Genomic DNA, 14,900 nt, shown 5'->3' on the forward strand with positions numbered 1-14,900 from the left:
CTGGGGGCCGCCCGCGGCTGTCCCGCCCCGGGGCGCCCCGCGGGGGGGCGGGGCGCGGGCGTTCTGGGAGCCTGCGCGCGCGGGCCGGCCCGCCCTGGACGAGACCGGCCGCTCGTCGATGTCGACATGCGGCTGCACGTCGACCTCGATGCCGAGCCGGGGCGCCTCGCTGACGAGGAGGCTCGGCGAGCCGACGCGACCCTTGCCGAAGTGGAAGTCGTAGCCGACTGCGATTCCGCCGATGCCAAGGCGCCCGATCAGGTCATGGTGAATGAAATCTTGCGCGCTGGTCCCGGCGCGGGACTTGTCGAAGGTCATGACCACGGCGCCGTCAAGTCCGGTGCCGGCCAGAAGCCGCAGCTTGGCACGCTCGTCCGTCAGGCGGAATTGCGGGGTGTTGGGGCTGAAAAACCGCCGCGGATGCGGCTCGAAGGTCAATGCCAGCGCAGGGCGGCCATGGATCCTGCCCATTTCCAGGGCTGCGGCGATCACGGCGCGATGGCCGAGATGAACGCCGTCGAAATTGCCCATGGCGACCACGGCCCCCCTTGCAATGGCGGAGTCCGGCGTGGTGTCGCGGATAACGGTAAAATGCGGAGCCATCAGGGGAATTCTCGAACCGGCGGGACCGGCCGGGACCGTGGCGCGACGGGCCGGATGAAGTCAAGCGGGGGGGGGCGGCCGCATCGAAGGTGATTTCAGTCCACCGGGGGCGTTCCCAGTTAACGCGCTGTTTAACGCCTTGGTGCTAGTCCTTGGAGCGTGGAACCGCGGGGCTCCGGCCCGGCAGGTCCGATCGTAATATTTCCTGGGTTTGCGTTGGGGGAGTCGAGATGGCGGTTGATTTGTCGATGTCGGTTCTGGTGGTTGACGACTACAGCACCATGATCCGTATCATCAGGAACCTCCTGAAGCAGCTTGGCTTCGAGAATATCGATGATGCAAGCGACGGTTCGGCAGCGCTGAACAAGATGCGTGGCAAGAAGTACGGTCTCGTGATTTCCGACTGGAACATGGAGCCGATGACGGGTTACGACCTGCTGCGCGAAGTGCGCGCGGATCCGAACCTCGCCACCACGCCCTTCATCATGATCACGGCCGAATCAAAGACCGAGAACGTGATCGCGGCCAAGAAGGCCGGCGTGAACAACTACATCGTCAAGCCGTTCAACGCGGCGACGCTGAAGACCAAGATCGAGGCGGTCTTCCCGGACATGGCGAGCGCGTAAGGCGCGCTCGAAGCCATCGGTTGAATTCGGAAGGCCCGGGCGGTTGTCCCGGGCTTTCTGCGTCTGGTTCGTCGTTCTGGAATCGATGCCCGATATCAAGCCGGAATGACGATCAACTCGCTACCACTTCAGTTCGCGCATCAGCGCCTTTGGCGGATGGCCGAACAATTCCAGCACCGAAGCCGGGTCGAGCTGGTCGAGACCCTCGAACTCCTCGGCATGGATGCCGCGGGTCACGAATAGGCAATCGATGCCGAACTCGCGCGCGCCGGTGAGGTCGGTCCGGACGGAATCGCCGATCGCGAGCACCTTTTTGCGGTCGATCTGGTGGCCCTGGCGTTCGCCGGCGAGCGCCATCGCGCGCTCGTAGATCGGCCGGTGCGGCTTGCCGTAGAAGATCACCTCGCCGCCGAGCTCGCGATAGAGCTCCGCGATCGCGCCGGCGCAATAGATCAGGCGGTCGCCGCGTTCCACCACGATGTCGGGGTTGGCACAAACCAGCGTCAGCTTGCGCTCGCGCGCCTTCAGCATCATGCCGCGATAGTCTTCCGCCGTCTCGGTCTCGTCGTCATAGAGACCGGTGCAGACGATGTAGTCTGCCTCCTCCAGCGGCGCGGTCACCGCATCGAGGCCGCGATAGATCGAGTTGTCGCGCTCGGGGCCGAGCCAGAACATCTTGCGGCCGGGATGGTCGGCGACATAGAGCCGCGTCAGGTCGCCTGACGACACGATCGCGTCGTAGGTCTCGTCGGCGACGCCGAGCTTGCGCAATTGACGCTGCACGGAGTCGGCCGGGCGCGGCGCGTTGGTGATCAGGATGACCGTACCGCCGCGGCTGCGATAGGTGTGCAGCGCGTCGCAGGCTTCGGGGAAGGATTCGAGGCCGTTATGGACCACGCCCCAGATGTCGCTGAGCACGACGTCCACGCCCGCCACGAGTTCACGCAGGCTTTCAGCGAAATGCAGCGTGGTCATGATGCGTGCGGCCGATCAGATGCGGCGCGCGAGCGCGGCGTTGCCGGTGACGCGCTGTGGCGCAGACGCAGCCGATGTCGCGCCCGAGCTGGGTATGCCGGAGCCATTGGATCCCTGAGTGTCCTGTGCCTGGTTCGGCGCGGCGGTAGCAGATGACCCCTCCGGCCGCAATGGCCGGGGCGGCGCGAACAGGAACCCCTGGCCGAACCGCACGTCATAATCGAGCAGGTCGATCACGGCGCGCTCGCCCTCGATCCGCTCGGCGATCAGATCGATGCCGAAGCGGCCGAGCAGGTCGGAGAGGTCGGACGGGTGGATGTCCGAGGTCGAAGCCTGCCTGGGGTCGAGCAGGAGCGAGGCCGGCACCTTGATGAAGCGCACGCCGCGATCGGCGAGCTCGCGCGGTTCGATCCGCAAATCGGTGACATGGTCGATCGAGAAACGGAAGCCACGCTGGGCGAGCGCGGCGAGATTCTCGGTCTCGGCCAGGCCGAGATTGCGGAAGGTCGATTGCTTGAATTCCAGCACCAGCGAGGGCGCCAGCGCCCGGTTGGCCTCGAGGAAATCGAGGTATTGCGCGAAGGTCGTGGAATTGCCGAGCGTGGAAGCCGCGACGTTGCAGAACACGCCGACCTCCTTGTTGCGTACCATCAGGCGTCGCAGCACCTGCACGCAGCGCAGCATCACCATGTTGTCGATGCGCCCGATCAGGCCGGAGGCCTCCGCAATGCTGATGAACTCCTCGGCCGCGACCAGCTGGTCACGCTCGTCGCGCAGGCGCGTCACGGCCTCGTAGAAGCGGACCTTGCGCTGCGGCAGCGTCACCATCGGCTGGAGGAAGATGTCGATGCGGTTCTCGTCGATCGCGTTGCGGAGCGTCGCCAGCAATTGGGTCTGGTTGCGGCCGTTGGCGGTCTGAACCGGATTGGCGCTCTGGGTCTGGATCGCCGGTGCCGCCGGCCGTGGCGTCGGCGCGGGTGCCGGGGGAGGGGCAGCCGACCGCTCCTCTTCGAACGGGGCCATCAGGTCGAGCGACGCGTCCTGCTCCTGCCTTGCGACCGGAGCTGGGGCCGGGAGCGGCGCGTTGCCGGCCATCAGATCCTCATGAGCCGAGACGGTGGTGGCGAGCTGCCTGACCAATCCGCCGAGCTCGTTGATCTCGCCGACCACCGCCTGAATGCGGTCTGAGTTGGCCGAATTGGAGGAGGCGATGCGTGCTTCGATCGTGGCAAGCCGGCGGCCGAACTCGGCGACCTGGCGGGCGAGATCGGCGGTGCCGCGCGAAAGGTCGGCGATCTGGCCGCCGACGTCGCTGCGGTCGCGCAACCGCATCGACACTGCATTGTAGAGGATCAGGAAGGTCAGCGCCGTTAGCGCCACGATCGCGGATTCGGTTCCGCTGATGCCGGCGACCGCGTAGAGCACGAGCCCGAGCGAGGCCGCGACCAGAACCATGCAGATGGCGATGAAGATCGTCGAAATACGAATCATGCCGCGCGTTACGCCTCAAGAGCTGACTGCCTGACCGGGAAAACACGGGTGGCGTCTCGAACCCGTCACGCCGCATGCTCCCCCAAGCGGCATGAGCTTAACATCATTGTTGATTCGAGGGGATAGCGACCCAATCGCGGAGTCAGGATGGCGCCGCAGCGCCGACCGTGTCGGCCGAGACGGCCTCGCGGGTGCCAAGCGGCTTGGGTGCCCCGGTGGTCGTGTCGCGCAGGGTCTGCCGTTCGATCTCCGAATTCAGCTCGGCCCCAAACATGATGACGATCGCCGACATCCACATCCACATCATCAAGCCGATCGCAGCGCCGAGCGAACCGTAGGTCGCATTGTAATTGGCGAACTCCGAAAGGTACCAGGACAGCAGCGCCGAGCCGGCGATCCAGAGGATCGCGGCCGCCACCGCGCCGAGGCTCAGCCATTGCCAGCGCGGGGCATCGCGGCTGGGCGCGAAGCGGTAGAGGACGGCGAGCGCCGCAAGGAGAATGACGAACAGCACCGGCCATCGCGCCAGCGCCACGATCAGCTTGCTTTCGGGCGCCATGCCGAGGTGGTTGAGCGCGAGCGGGAAGGCGACGACGGCGCCCACCATCAGCAGCAGGGCAACGATGCCACCGACCGTGAAGGCCAGCGAGACCGTGTTCAGCCGGATGAAGCTGCGCTTTTCACGCTCCTCATAGGCGACGTTGAGGGCATCGAAGATGGCTTTGACGCCGGCATTGGCGCTCCAGATCGCGAGCACGAGGCCAAACAGGAAGGTGACACCAAGCGTCGCACCGCCGTGCGACACGACGCGCGCCACCTGGTCCTCGACGATCTGGAACGCACCCTCGGGCAGCATCATCGCGAGCGATTGCAGGTTGGAACTGATTGTCGAGGGATCGGCGAACAGGCCATAGAATGAAACCAGAGCTGTGATGGCGGGAAAAATCGCGAGCAGCCCGAAAAAGACGACGCCACCGGCGGTCGCGAGCAGGCGATCCTCGTCGATGCGCTGATAGGTGCGCCAGAGGATGTCCTTCCAGCCTGCCCACGGGATTGCGAACGGGCTTTTCGCGCGGCGGCCGCGGCCGGGCTGCGAGGCTGCGCCCGTCGGGCTCGTTTCCGGCGAATTCGCCTCGCCGTTGCGGTGGTCTTGCGGAGGTCCCGCCCTGACCAGGCCAGAATCCTGGAAATACCGTTCCGCGGTGAGCACGAACACGGTCGTGGCTGCCACTAACAGCCAGCGGTCGAATTGCTCGGCGCGCCGCATACGCATTTTTAGGTATCCGCTCGGTGGCCGTGACGCCGCCGGCGCGCTGCCGTGAGCCCGACCAGCCCAACGGCCGCGAGCATCAGCCCGAGTTGCACGGGCCGGTTGGACCGAGCCGGCCACGTGCTGCCGCCATGTCCTCCTTCATGTCCGCGTTCGCCCGGCGCGAGCGGCGCCAGGGGAATTGTGGTCGCGACCTCCTTCACCGCCTCCTTCACCGTTCCGCGCGGGATGCGCGGGGTGGCGATAGCCACGCGCAGGCGGCTGGCAAGCGGCACGATCGGCTTGGTCTTGCGCTTCATCTGGGCCATGGCCACGCCGGCGCAGGCGGCGGCCAGGACCAGGAGCACGCCGCCGACGGCGCCGAACCCCCAGAATTGCCCGTAATGGATTGCAATCCAGCGGTACAGGGCAATTAGGCCGACGAAGAAGGCTGCGACGACAAACAAGCCCGCAACCGCGAGCAGTCCGGCCGCAGCCGCATACGACGTCATGCGGCCCGTGGCCTGGTTGCTCCGGTCACGGGCATAGGACTGGGCAGCGCGCTTGAGATGGTTGAGCTTGAGCGCGACGCCGGCGCGCAGCAATTCGCCCGATGGCGCAAGCATGCGGTTATCCTCCGAGTGCGAGAAAATTCGTCGGGGGATGAACGTGGCGGTATTTGACTTGTTCCGACGAGGTCTGCCCGCCGTGATGGATCAGCCGAGATCGGCGGCCGCGATCCAGAACACTTCGCCCTCTGAGTCCTCGGTGTCGAGCCAGAGCAGCGGTAATTCAGGAAAGGCCTCGTCGACCAGTTCGCGGCCGCGTCCGATCTCGCAGATCAGCCCGCCATCCGGCGTCAGGTGGTCGGGCGCGTCGCGCAGGATCCGGCGCACCACGTCGAGACCGTCGGCGCCGCCGTCAAAGGCGAGCTTCGGCTCGGCCCGGCACTCCGGCGGCAGCGCCGCCATGCCTTCGGCATCGACATAAGGCGGGTTGGTGATGATCAGGTCGTATTTGGTGTCACCGAGCGGGGCGAACAGGTCGCCGCGATGCAGGCTGATCCGGTCATCGAGCCCGTATTCGCCGACATTCCGTCTGGCGACGTCGATCGCGCCCTTGGAGATATCGACGGCGTCGATCGTGGCGTTCGGAAAATGATGCGCGGCGAGGATCGCGAGGCATCCCGATCCCGTGCAGAGATCGAGCACGCGCTCGACGGCGCTGGGATCGTCGATCAGCGAGCCGGCTTCGCCGTCGCCGCCGAAATGCGACTCCAAGAGCTCGCCGATGAAGGAGCGGGGAACGATGACGCGCTCGTCGACATAGAACGGCAGGCCGCGCATGTAGATCTTGTTGACGAGATAGGCGGCCGGTTTGCGCGTGGTGACGCGCTGATGAATGAGATCGATGATGATCCTGCCCTCGGCGGCCGTGACGCGCGCGTTGGCAAAAATCTCGAACTGCTCGGGATGCAGATGCAGGGCTTCACAGACCAGGAAGGCCGCTTCCGCGACCGGATCGGGCGTGCCATGGGCAAAGGCAAGCTTGGCCTCATTGAAGCGGCTCACCGCATAGCGGACAAAATCGATCGGCGTGAGAAGCTCGCCGCGGCCCACTTTCGCGAGCTTTGGCGCGGCGCGGCCGCGCACGCTCTTTTTGGTCGTTGTTGCCATCAGGATCGGGTCCAGCGTGCGGTCGCTTCGTCGTCGCGAGCCTGGGCCTCGACCCAGCCGGTGCCGGTGGCGCTCTCTTCCTTCTTCCAGAACGGCGCGTTGGTCTTGAGATAATCCATCAGGAACTCGGCTGCCTGGAACGCGGCCTGGCGGTGCTGCGAGGCGGTCAGCACCAGCACGATGTTCTGGCCGGGCATGAAACGGCCGACGCGATGGATCACCGTGACGCCGTTGAGAGGCCAGCGCGAGGTGGCCTCGTCGGCATGGCGCCTGATCTCTTCCTCGGCCATGCCGGGATAATGCTCGAGCGAGAGTGCGGCGATCTTCGCGCTGTCCTCGTCGCCGCGGCAGATGCCGGAAAAGCTCACGACCGCACCGATGTCGGTGCGGTTCCCGGTCAGGACCGCGATCTCGCGCGCGATGTCGAAATCGTCTTGCTGGATACGGATGGTGACGGGGCAGGTGGCGACGGGCATGGCCTAGCCGCCGGTCATCGGCGGGAAGAACGCGATCTCGCGAGCGCCCGCGATCGCGGCGTCCGACTTGACGTGGGCATGGTCGATCGCGGCGCGGATCACCTTCGGCTTCTCGAAGGCGTAGGCGTAGGCTTCGCTTTGGCCGGACAGCCAGGCGATCAGCTCTTCCACGGTGCGCACGGTTGCGGGCGGCTCGATGGTCTCCTCGGCCTTGCCGACGCGCTCGCGCACCCAGGCGAAGTACTTCACCTTCATCCCTCATCCTCCTTGATGAGGTGATGGATGCCAGCGCCGAAATAGTCATAGCCCGTGTACATGGTGAGGATCGCCGAGGCCCAGAGCAGCGCCAGCCCGATCATCGAGACCATGGGCACCACCTCATCGCCGGCCGGACCAGCCAGCAGGAAGCCGATGGCGATGAGCTGAACCGTCGTCTTCCACTTCGCAAGCTTGGTCACGGGCACGCTGACGCGCAGCGCGGCAAGATATTCGCGCAGGCCCGAGACCAGGATCTCGCGGCACAGGATCACGATGGCGGCCCACAGCGACCAGCCGTGAATGATGCCGTCGGCGGCCAGCATCAGCAGGCACGAGGCGACCAGAAGTTTGTCGGCGATCGGATCGAGCATGCGGCCGAACGCCGATTGCTGATTCCAGATTCGCGCGTAATAGCCGTCGAGGTAATCGGTGACCGCAGCCGCGATGAAAATGGCGACCGCAACCCAGCGCAGCCACAGCGGACCGTCCATGATCGACTGTGCGTAGATGCACCCGACCACGACCGGGATCGCGGCGATCCGGCCGTAGGTCAGGATGTTCGGGAGGGACATCGCGCGGCTGGTGGTCCCTCGTGTCGTGGCGATGTTCATCCGTCCTACCAATACCGCTGCAGCCTGAAGGTCAACCGTTCCGCTCCCCAAATGGGGTGCGGGATGCGACGACCATATGACCGCGACCCCCCTTTATTTCACCCCGGCTGGGGATGGAAATACTCGAAAATCCTGCGAGCGCTCTCGGCGCTCACCCCCGGAACCTTGCCGAGATCGGTGATCGAAGCCCGTTCGATCTCCTTCAGGGTTCCGAAATGGTGCAGCAAGGCACGTTTGCGTGACGGACCGATGCCCGGAATCTCCTGCAAGCCGGCCTCGCGGATGTCCTTCTTGCGCAGCTTGCGGTGCGAACCGATGACGAAGCGGTGCGCCTCGTCCCGCAGCCGCTGGATGAAATAGAGCACGGGGTCGCGCGGCTCCAGCTTGATCGCCTCGCGCTCCGGCATGAACAGGGTCTCGCGGCCGGCATCCCGGTCCGGCCCCTTGGCCACCGACATCAGCGCCACCTGGGTCAGGCCGAGATTTGCAAAGATTTCCCGGACCGCGTTGAGCTGGCCGCGGCCGCCGTCGATGATCACGAGATCGGGCCATTGCGGGAAGTCGTCGTCCTTGGTTTTGGCCGCGCCCTCTTCGGGCGGGTTGATCAGGCGCTTGAAGCGGCGCTCCAGCACTTCGCGCATCATGGCGAAGTCGTCGCCCGGCGTGATCCCTTCCGACTTGATGTTGAACTTGCGGTACTGGTTTTTCACAAAACCGTCTGGGCCGGCGACGATCATGGCGCCGACCGCGTTGGTGCCCTGGATGTGGCTGTTGTCGTAGACTTCGATCCGCTTCGGCGCATGCGTCAGGTTCAGGGTCGTGGCCATGGCGTCGAGCAGACGGCTCTGCGTCGCGGTGTCCGCGAGCTTGCGGCCCAGGGCCTCGCGCGCGTTGGTGAGCGCGTGAGTGACGAGCTCCTTCTTCTCGCCGCGCTTCGGCGTGGACACCTCGACCTTGCGGCCGGCCTTGATCGACAGCGCGTTGCCGAGCAGCTCGCTCTCCTCGATCTCGTGCGAGAGCAGGATATTCCTCGGCGGCGGCTTGTCGTCGTAGAACTGGGCGAGGAAGGAGCCGAGCACCTCTTCCGGCGTATACGTCTTCTCCGCGCGCGGGAAATAGGCGCGGTTGCCCCAGTTCTGCCCGGTGCGGAAGAAGAACACCTCGACGCATGAGAAGCCGCCCTCCTGGTGGATGGCGAAGACGTCGGCTTCTTCCACCGTGCGCGGATTGATGCCCTGCTGCGACTGGATCGCGGACAACGCAGCGAGGCGGTCGCGGTAGAGCGCGGCGCTCTCGAATTCGAGCTCGCCGGAGGCCTTCTCCATCTCGGCGGCAAGCTCCTGTTTCACCGCATGGCTCCTGCCGGACAGGAAGTCGCTCGCCTCGCGCACCAGGGTCGTGTAGCCGGGGAAGTCGATCTCGCGGGTGCAGGGGCCGGCGCAACGGCGGATCTGGTAGAGCAGGCAGGGCCGCGAGCGGCTCTCAAAGAAGGAATCCGTGCAGGAGCGGATCAGGAACGCGCGCTGAAGCGCGGTGATGGTGCGGTTGACGGCGCCGGCAGAGGCGAACGGGCCGAAATAGCGACCGGGCCGCGTCTGCGCGCCGCGATGCTTCAGGATCTGAGGCGCCCAATGGTCGCCCGTGATCAGGATGTAGGGAAACGACTTGTCGTCGCGCAGCTGCACGTTGAAGCGCGGCCGAAGCTGCTTGATGAGGTTGGCCTCCAGCAGCAGTGCTTCAGTCTCGGTGTGGGTCGAGATGATTTCCACGGTAACTGTAGCGGCGATCATGCGCAGGATGCGGGCCGGCTGCGGCGCACTCTGGCGCGCATAGTTCGACAGGCGCTTTTTGACGTTCTTGGCCTTGCCGACATAGAGCACGTCGGCATTCGCATTGAGCATGCGGTAGACGCCGGGCGAGGTGGGAGCGAGGCGGACCGCGCGTTCGATCGCCTCGTGGCCGGTCGCCAGCGGCTCTTCGCCGACGGTGCCGCTCTCTTCCAGGATGTCCGGCAGCCGTGCGTCGTCCTCGTCTTCCCCGTTCGCTGCGGCGGGATCGAGGTCGGGCGGCGCCGCTTCGGTTTCCTGGGCCGGGACATCGGGTGCGTTGCCGCGCACGGGTTTGCGCGTGCGTGCGTCGTCCGGATTGTCGGTGGAATCGTGAACCATGGTGCGAATTTAGGCGCTGCGGGTGCCGATTTGAAGTTCGGGCCGTGCGGCACGCACAGGATGGCGGCGCAGTTCCCGGTAACGCTTGCTTAAGCCTGTTAACAGCCCGGTAACCCGACTTAACAGGCCTTTAACTTAAAACTCTCGATAAATCTTACGCGAAAAAGTGGTGGTTCCGTAACCATGCGGTTTTGCCCTCGCGCGGCGGCGCAGGCATCGCACCGGTGGCGGCAGTTGCGTTGGAGTGTGTGATGAAGGGGCTCGTTGTGGGCGCAGCCGCGTTGGCTGCAGTCGGCTGGACGGCTTCGGCAGAGGCCGCCGATCTCAATTACGGGCAGCGTGCGCCCTACACGGTCAATCAGCCGCTCAATGCTTATAGCTGGGCCGGTCCGTATCTCGGTGCCAATCTCGGCTACGAATGGGGTTCGGTGAACAACAATCCCGCAAAACCGTCAGGCTTCGTCGGCGGCGTTCAGGCCGGCTACAATTTCCAGACCGGCCCTTGGGTGTTCGGTGTCGAGGGCGACATCCAGGCCGCCGGTGCCGACGACACCTTCGCGCCGTGGAAGTTCTCCAATCCGTGGTTCGGTACCCTGCGCGGCCGCGCCGGCTACGCCTTCAGCAACGTGCTGTTCTACGGCACGGCGGGCCTCGCCTTCGGCGAGCTGCGCGCGCAGACGTTCGGCTGGACCGAGTCGCACACCAGCGCCGGCTGGACCATCGGTGCCGGCGCGGAAGTTGGGTTCGCGCCGAACTGGAGCGCCAAGCTCGAATATCTCTATATCGATCTGTCGACGAGTCAGTTCGCGATTACGGGCGTGTCAAACGGCTATAGCGCCAGCGTTGTGCGCGCAGGCGTGAACTATCACTTCTGATAGCTAAGAAGAAAATACCGGACCAACCTCCCGGCCGCTTGCGGCCGGGATTTTTTTTACGCCAGGCTCGCTAGGGAAGGATGACCAAATCGACCGCCTTCGGCCCCTTGCCCTTCTTGTCCGGTTCGACTTCGAAAGTAATACGCTGTCCTTCGGCAAGGTCCTTCAGTCCGGCCCGCTCCACAGCAGTAATATGCACGAAGACGTCGCGGCCCCCGTCGTCCGGCTTGATGAATCCGTAGCCGCGCTCACCGTTGAAAAACTTGACCGTTCCCGTCATGGCCATCGGGAAACTCCCCCTCATTGCTCCTCCGTCGTGACGCAGACGCACGTCACGACATGACCGGGCCTTACGAAGCCCGGGAGCTGGCCATCCTTGGGCAGACCATTTGGTCCGACTGGATCTTTCTTAGGCCTTCACTCCGCCGCAACCATTCGCGGAAGCGGAACGTAAAGCCAGTCACGGAAACAGCATAATACGGTTCTCCGCAGATTGACCACCGCTCCTGCATATTTTTCCCAAGATGCCGGAGTGTTACGGTCTCGGCACCTCTAATCGGAATCTGGCAGCGCCACCCTGGCCGAGCGGCATTTCCAGCTCGGGCAGGATCGTCTTGAGCTCGCCCTGCAGCGTGTAAGGGGGATTGACGATCAAGAGCCCGGTGGAGGTGAGAGTTGCACCGTCGGCCTGCGGCGCCACGCTGAATTCGAGGCGCAGGCATTTTCCCGGCGGTTTTGCTGCGGCTGCGAGCCGCGCCACTGATTGCACCAGCGCGTCGGTGGCGCGCCGGCTCTTGGCGGGATACCAGATTACATAGATACCGGTCGGCCATTTCGCGAAAGCCGTCGAGAAGGCCTCGCCGAGCTTTTCGAACTCGTCCTTTGCCTCGAACGGCGGGTCGATCAGGACGATCCCGCGCCGTTCCTTTGGCGGCACGAAAGCCGGCAACGCCATCCAGCCGTCGAGGTCGACCACGCGGGCCTGCTCGTCATGGCGCAGCACGCCGATCAGCGCTTTCCGCGCCTTCGGCTCGAGTTCGCAGGCGACGAGGCGATCCTGCGGCCGCATCAGGGCGCGCGCGATCAGCGGCGAGCCCGGATAGGCCTTGAGCTCGCCTTTCGGATTGAAGGCGCGGACGATGTCGAGATAGGGCTTGGTCAGTGCCATGGCGTCGTTCGACAGCCGCGCCTGCATCAGCCGCGCAATGCCCGTCAGCCACTCGCCGCCGCGGCGCGCCTCGTCGCTTTCGAGATCGTAGAGGCCGGCGCCGGCATGGGTGTCGATGACGCGGAACGCGCCCGGCTTGTCCTGGAGATAGGTGATGATGCGCGCCAGCACGATGTGCTTGATGACATCGGCGAAGTTGCCGGCATGGAAGGCGTGGCGGTAATTCATGCAAGAGCACTACGCCACGTGGCGGCTTGAGCAAAGAGGCACGATGCCTGGGCTACCCACCCCGGATCGGCGGCATCGCCACCTGGTCGCGGCGGCAGGCGCGGCGGTCGATCTCCTCGCAGGCGCGGAATTGCAGGTCCTTGCTGAGGCAGATGCGGACTTCCGATAGCCGCGTCCGGTTGCAGGTGATCGAGACGGCGGCATTGCTGAGGCCCGGATTGGCCTTGATGAAGGCCTCTTCCACCTCCGCCGGCGCCACGGTCTTGGCCTGCGACAGATCGAGATATTCAGCCGGAATCTTGATCGCGGCGCGCGCCTTCCGGATCGTTTCGAAATAGCTGCGGTCGGCGAGCCCCGAGCAGGTGCCGTGCTTGTCCCATTCGTTGAAGATCAGACCCGGCGCCGGCATCAGATCGAGCATGGAGGAGACGATGCTGCGGTTCAGCCGCGGCGACGGCCGCTGGCAATATTCCGGAAAACCGTTCTCATATTGCGGCCACAGACCATGCACCACGAAAGCGTAGGGCCGTCCGCTGCACTGGGTCTGCGAGCGGCCGCCGCGCTCCGCCGCCTCCTCGCAGAAGGAGGGCGACCACGACAGCGACAGCACATAAAAATCGAATTCGCCGGGCGTGTTCTGCCGCTTGTCCTGGGCCTTGGCACCGCCGGCCAGCGCAGCCAGCCCGGCTGCAAGCGTCAGCGAGATCATAAGGCGGGAGAAAAAATGCAATCTGGAATGAAACATGGCGACGCCCCTCAACTAGACTGTGCAGAAGAGCCTAGCAGGCGGTAAGAACATTTCAAGAACAAAATTCGGACGACCGTCGTTCGGCCGCCTGATCGCTCCGGATCAGAACTTTTGCAATTATTGTTTGGCGGCGCGGCAGGCCGGGTTGTAGGCCCAGTTGCGGTCGAGCCCGACCACACACCATTCGACGCCCTGGCCGTAGCCGGCGAAGCCGCCATCCTCGACAATCGAGAAATGCACCTTGCGCAGCTTGCCATCCGTGAGCATAGCCTCGCCGGTGCAATAGCGGCGCGGGATGTTGTCGGACGCCCAGGGCCGGAACGCGGTCTCGTGAACGGCGGAGAAGCCGGTGATCTTCAACGAGGAATTCCAGAACGAGCTTTCTTTCTCCCAGAACTGGCTGGCGATCGTCGGCAGCGCCCTGTCGCATTCGGAGACGTTGCCGTCATAGCGCGGCCCGCTCAGCCAGAAATTCAGCTCCAGCGGATTGGCGGCCCTGGCCTCACCGAGCGACAGCGCCCCAAACAGGAGGCCGAGCACGGCGGCAAAGCGGAGCGATTTCAGGAAGGTCGAGGCGCGCATGGGCAATCCAGACAGCATGATCTGCGAGGGTCCGACGGTGCCGTGAAGGCCGGGGGAGGTCAAGTGCAGCGCGGCAACACTTGCCGACGAGTTGACCGCAATGCTGCAATAGAGGGGTCTTCGGTTCTTTCCACCGCCGCGCCGGCACCGTAAACTGCCGCCAACCAATCGGAGTGACGGGAATGCGAATCATTGCGGCCGCGGGCCTACTTGCCTTGGGTATGATGGCGAGCCAGTCGGCGCGCGCCGATCTGCTTCCGGTGCCTCCGTTCAAGGGCAACGACACCGGCGGTATCATCGCCTATTCGATGGCAACCCAGGTCGATGCGCGGCAGGTCGCGGTCGATCACTGCGCGCGCTACGGCAAGGTCGCCAAATTCCTGGCGATGCAGGCCTATGAGGGCGGCTACATCTCGTTCTCCTGCCGCTGGGTGCCCTATGGCGCGGCCGACCAGCCGATCCGCACGCTCTACTGAGGCGCTTTCGCAGCGCCGCTACCTCTCAGCCGGGAGCTTCCCACATGACGCGCAAACTCGCTTTGCTCGGCTCCGCCCTTTGCCTCGTCGTGTCGGCAGGCAGCGCCCGCGCTGACGACCTGCCGGTGCGCAAGGCGGGCCTGTGGGAGTTGAAGATGGTCAGGACCGGCACGCCGGTGCCCGAGATGACCATGCAGCACTGCACCGACGAGACCGTCGACAAGGAGATGAACAACAACGTCTCCCCGATGGCCAAGCAGATTTGCGCCAAGCAGGACATCAAGAAGACCGCGACCGGCTATGTCAGCGATTCCGAATGCAATGTCGCCGGCATCAGCACGACCTCGCATGCCGAGATCACCGGCGATTTCAATTCGGCCTATACAGTGAAGACGTCGTCGCACGCGCAAGGCGGCGCCGCCGGCGCAGCAGGCCGCGACACGACCCTGCAGCTCGAAGCGAAATGGCTCGGGGCCTGCAAGCCGGACCAGAAGCCCGGCGACATCGTGATGCCCGGCGGCTTCAAGATGAACGTGCGCGACATGGACAAGCTGAAAGCGCTGTTGCCGAAGTAAGACTCTTCCCTCTCCCCTTGCGGGAGAGGGTGGCTCGCCGCGGAGCGGCGCGGGCGGGGGGGGGGGGGTGTCCGCGGGGGGGGAGTTTTGGTGTTGTTGTATCGGGGCGGGCCCC

General features: G+C 64.9%; 17 protein-coding genes and 1 pseudogene. 4 read left to right on the forward strand and 14 right to left on the reverse strand.

Features of this window, described 5'->3' with window-relative positions; genetic code table 11:
• Positions 1-603, reverse strand: a pseudogene (locus AC0L3K_RS23470) (bifunctional riboflavin kinase/FAD synthetase); the annotation flags it as partial.
• Between the two features lie 230 nt (positions 604-833).
• Here AC0L3K_RS23470 and AC0L3K_RS23475 point away from each other — a divergent pair.
• Entirely contained in the window at positions 834-1,229 is a 396-nt protein-coding gene (locus AC0L3K_RS23475) for a response regulator (RefSeq protein ID WP_007596883.1), read from the forward strand.
• A gap of 120 nt (positions 1,230-1,349) precedes the next feature.
• Here AC0L3K_RS23475 and AC0L3K_RS23480 read toward each other — a convergent pair whose 3' ends face one another.
• The 9 genes from AC0L3K_RS23480 to uvrC all read right to left on the reverse strand — a co-directional run bounded on the left by AC0L3K_RS23480 (position 1,350) and on the right by uvrC (position 10,133).
• Positions 1,350-2,204 (reverse strand): TIGR01459 family HAD-type hydrolase, encoded by an 855-nt coding sequence (locus tag AC0L3K_RS23480; RefSeq protein ID WP_007596875.1) that lies wholly within the window; start codon positions 2,202-2,204, stop codon positions 1,350-1,352.
• Positions 2,205-2,219: 15 nt separating this feature from the next.
• Positions 2,220-3,695, reverse strand: coding sequence for an EAL domain-containing protein (locus AC0L3K_RS23485; RefSeq protein ID WP_473253546.1), 1,476 nt, complete (start codon positions 3,693-3,695; stop codon positions 2,220-2,222).
• Between the two features lie 142 nt (positions 3,696-3,837).
• Positions 3,838-4,968 carry a YihY/virulence factor BrkB family protein gene (locus AC0L3K_RS23490; RefSeq protein WP_007596871.1) on the reverse strand — a complete coding sequence of 377 codons (1,131 nt, stop codon included), beginning with the start codon at positions 4,966-4,968 and terminating at the stop codon, positions 3,838-3,840.
• Positions 4,969-4,970: 2 nt separating this feature from the next.
• The gene (locus AC0L3K_RS23495; protein WP_007596868.1) at positions 4,971-5,570 is read right to left on the reverse strand and encodes a hypothetical protein; all 600 of its coding nucleotides are present in this window, start codon (positions 5,568-5,570) and stop codon (positions 4,971-4,973) included.
• A 90-nt stretch (positions 5,571-5,660) separates the two neighbouring features.
• The gene (prmB, locus tag AC0L3K_RS23500) at positions 5,661-6,620 is read right to left on the reverse strand and encodes a 50S ribosomal protein L3 N(5)-glutamine methyltransferase (protein ID WP_473366996.1); all 960 of its coding nucleotides are present in this window, start codon (positions 6,618-6,620) and stop codon (positions 5,661-5,663) included.
• On the reverse strand, positions 6,620-7,096 hold the full coding sequence (locus tag AC0L3K_RS23505; protein ID WP_007596863.1) for a molybdenum cofactor biosynthesis protein MoaE: 477 nt from the start codon (positions 7,094-7,096) through the stop codon (positions 6,620-6,622). The genes prmB and AC0L3K_RS23505 overlap by 1 nt, the downstream gene beginning before the upstream one ends.
• Positions 7,097-7,099: 3 nt before the next feature.
• Positions 7,100-7,351, reverse strand: coding sequence for a molybdopterin converting factor subunit 1 (moaD, locus tag AC0L3K_RS23510; RefSeq protein WP_007596861.1), 252 nt, complete (start codon positions 7,349-7,351; stop codon positions 7,100-7,102).
• Positions 7,348-7,965: a CDP-diacylglycerol--glycerol-3-phosphate 3-phosphatidyltransferase gene (gene pgsA, locus AC0L3K_RS23515; protein ID WP_007596859.1), complete on the reverse strand. Its 618-nt coding sequence runs from the start codon at positions 7,963-7,965 to the stop codon at positions 7,348-7,350. The genes moaD and pgsA overlap by 4 nt, the downstream gene beginning before the upstream one ends.
• Positions 7,966-8,063: 98 nt before the next feature.
• Positions 8,064-10,133 (reverse strand): excinuclease ABC subunit UvrC, encoded by a 2,070-nt coding sequence (gene uvrC, locus AC0L3K_RS23520; protein WP_473366997.1) that lies wholly within the window; start codon positions 10,131-10,133, stop codon positions 8,064-8,066.
• 251 nt (positions 10,134-10,384) lie between these two features.
• Between uvrC and AC0L3K_RS23525 the strand changes: the two genes are divergently transcribed.
• Positions 10,385-11,008, forward strand: coding sequence for an outer membrane protein (locus AC0L3K_RS23525; protein WP_456767743.1), 624 nt, complete (start codon positions 10,385-10,387; stop codon positions 11,006-11,008).
• 70 nt (positions 11,009-11,078) lie between these two features.
• Here AC0L3K_RS23525 and AC0L3K_RS23530 read toward each other — a convergent pair whose 3' ends face one another.
• The 4 genes from AC0L3K_RS23530 to AC0L3K_RS23545 all read right to left on the reverse strand — a co-directional run bounded on the left by AC0L3K_RS23530 (position 11,079) and on the right by AC0L3K_RS23545 (position 13,734).
• Positions 11,079-11,294 (reverse strand): cold-shock protein, encoded by a 216-nt coding sequence (locus tag AC0L3K_RS23530; RefSeq protein WP_007614865.1) that lies wholly within the window; start codon positions 11,292-11,294, stop codon positions 11,079-11,081.
• Positions 11,295-11,543: 249 nt separating this feature from the next.
• Positions 11,544-12,404, reverse strand: coding sequence for a 23S rRNA (adenine(2030)-N(6))-methyltransferase RlmJ (locus tag AC0L3K_RS23535; protein ID WP_219683631.1), 861 nt, complete (start codon positions 12,402-12,404; stop codon positions 11,544-11,546).
• A gap of 52 nt (positions 12,405-12,456) precedes the next feature.
• Entirely contained in the window at positions 12,457-13,149 is a 693-nt protein-coding gene (locus AC0L3K_RS23540; RefSeq protein ID WP_007596854.1) for a ribonuclease T2 family protein, read from the reverse strand.
• Positions 13,150-13,269: 120 nt separating this feature from the next.
• Positions 13,270-13,734, reverse strand: a complete 465-nt coding sequence (locus tag AC0L3K_RS23545) for a hypothetical protein (RefSeq protein ID WP_007596853.1) — start codon at positions 13,732-13,734, stop codon at positions 13,270-13,272.
• Positions 13,735-13,916: 182 nt separating this feature from the next.
• On the opposite strand from AC0L3K_RS23545, the gene AC0L3K_RS23550 reads away from it, so the two are divergent.
• Both AC0L3K_RS23550 and AC0L3K_RS23555 read left to right on the forward strand, forming a co-directional pair.
• Positions 13,917-14,210, forward strand: coding sequence for a hypothetical protein (locus AC0L3K_RS23550; protein WP_007596852.1), 294 nt, complete (start codon positions 13,917-13,919; stop codon positions 14,208-14,210).
• Positions 14,211-14,254: 44 nt separating this feature from the next.
• Complete coding sequence (locus AC0L3K_RS23555) at positions 14,255-14,785, forward strand: DUF3617 domain-containing protein (protein WP_007596851.1); 531 nt, start codon at positions 14,255-14,257, stop codon at positions 14,783-14,785.
• The last annotated feature ends 115 nt before the right edge of the window (positions 14,786-14,900 follow it).

The sequence above is a fragment of the Bradyrhizobium sp. MI1.10 genome (assembly GCF_055811035.1).

Excerpts from the sequence above, each read along its gene's own strand:
- AC0L3K_RS23475 (WP_007596883.1), top strand. The coding sequence starts at position 834 with ATGGCGGTTGATTTGTCGATGTCGGTTCTGGTGGTTGACGACTACAGC.
- AC0L3K_RS23480 (WP_007596875.1), bottom strand. The coding sequence starts at position 2,204 with ATGACCACGCTGCATTTCGCTGAAAGCCTGCGTGAACTCGTGGCGGGC.
- AC0L3K_RS23485 (WP_473253546.1), bottom strand. The coding sequence starts at position 3,695 with ATGATTCGTATTTCGACGATCTTCATCGCCATCTGCATGGTTCTGGTC.
- AC0L3K_RS23490 (WP_007596871.1), bottom strand. The coding sequence starts at position 4,968 with ATGCGTATGCGGCGCGCCGAGCAATTCGACCGCTGGCTGTTAGTGGCA.
- AC0L3K_RS23495 (WP_007596868.1), bottom strand. The coding sequence starts at position 5,570 with ATGCTTGCGCCATCGGGCGAATTGCTGCGCGCCGGCGTCGCGCTCAAG.
- prmB (WP_473366996.1), bottom strand. The coding sequence starts at position 6,620 with ATGGCAACAACGACCAAAAAGAGCGTGCGCGGCCGCGCCGCGCCAAAG.
- AC0L3K_RS23505 (WP_007596863.1), bottom strand. The coding sequence starts at position 7,096 with ATGCCCGTCGCCACCTGCCCCGTCACCATCCGTATCCAGCAAGACGAT.
- moaD (WP_007596861.1), bottom strand. The coding sequence starts at position 7,351 with ATGAAGGTGAAGTACTTCGCCTGGGTGCGCGAGCGCGTCGGCAAGGCC.
- pgsA (WP_007596859.1), bottom strand. The coding sequence starts at position 7,965 with ATGAACATCGCCACGACACGAGGGACCACCAGCCGCGCGATGTCCCTC.
- uvrC (WP_473366997.1), bottom strand. The coding sequence starts at position 10,133 with ATGGTTCACGATTCCACCGACAATCCGGACGACGCACGCACGCGCAAA.
- AC0L3K_RS23525 (WP_456767743.1), top strand. The coding sequence starts at position 10,385 with ATGAAGGGGCTCGTTGTGGGCGCAGCCGCGTTGGCTGCAGTCGGCTGG.
- AC0L3K_RS23530 (WP_007614865.1), bottom strand. The coding sequence starts at position 11,294 with ATGGCCATGACGGGAACGGTCAAGTTTTTCAACGGTGAGCGCGGCTAC.
- AC0L3K_RS23535 (WP_219683631.1), bottom strand. The coding sequence starts at position 12,404 with ATGAATTACCGCCACGCCTTCCATGCCGGCAACTTCGCCGATGTCATC.
- AC0L3K_RS23540 (WP_007596854.1), bottom strand. The coding sequence starts at position 13,149 with ATGTTTCATTCCAGATTGCATTTTTTCTCCCGCCTTATGATCTCGCTG.
- AC0L3K_RS23545 (WP_007596853.1), bottom strand. The coding sequence starts at position 13,734 with ATGCGCGCCTCGACCTTCCTGAAATCGCTCCGCTTTGCCGCCGTGCTC.
- AC0L3K_RS23550 (WP_007596852.1), top strand. The coding sequence starts at position 13,917 with ATGCGAATCATTGCGGCCGCGGGCCTACTTGCCTTGGGTATGATGGCG.
- AC0L3K_RS23555 (WP_007596851.1), top strand. The coding sequence starts at position 14,255 with ATGACGCGCAAACTCGCTTTGCTCGGCTCCGCCCTTTGCCTCGTCGTG.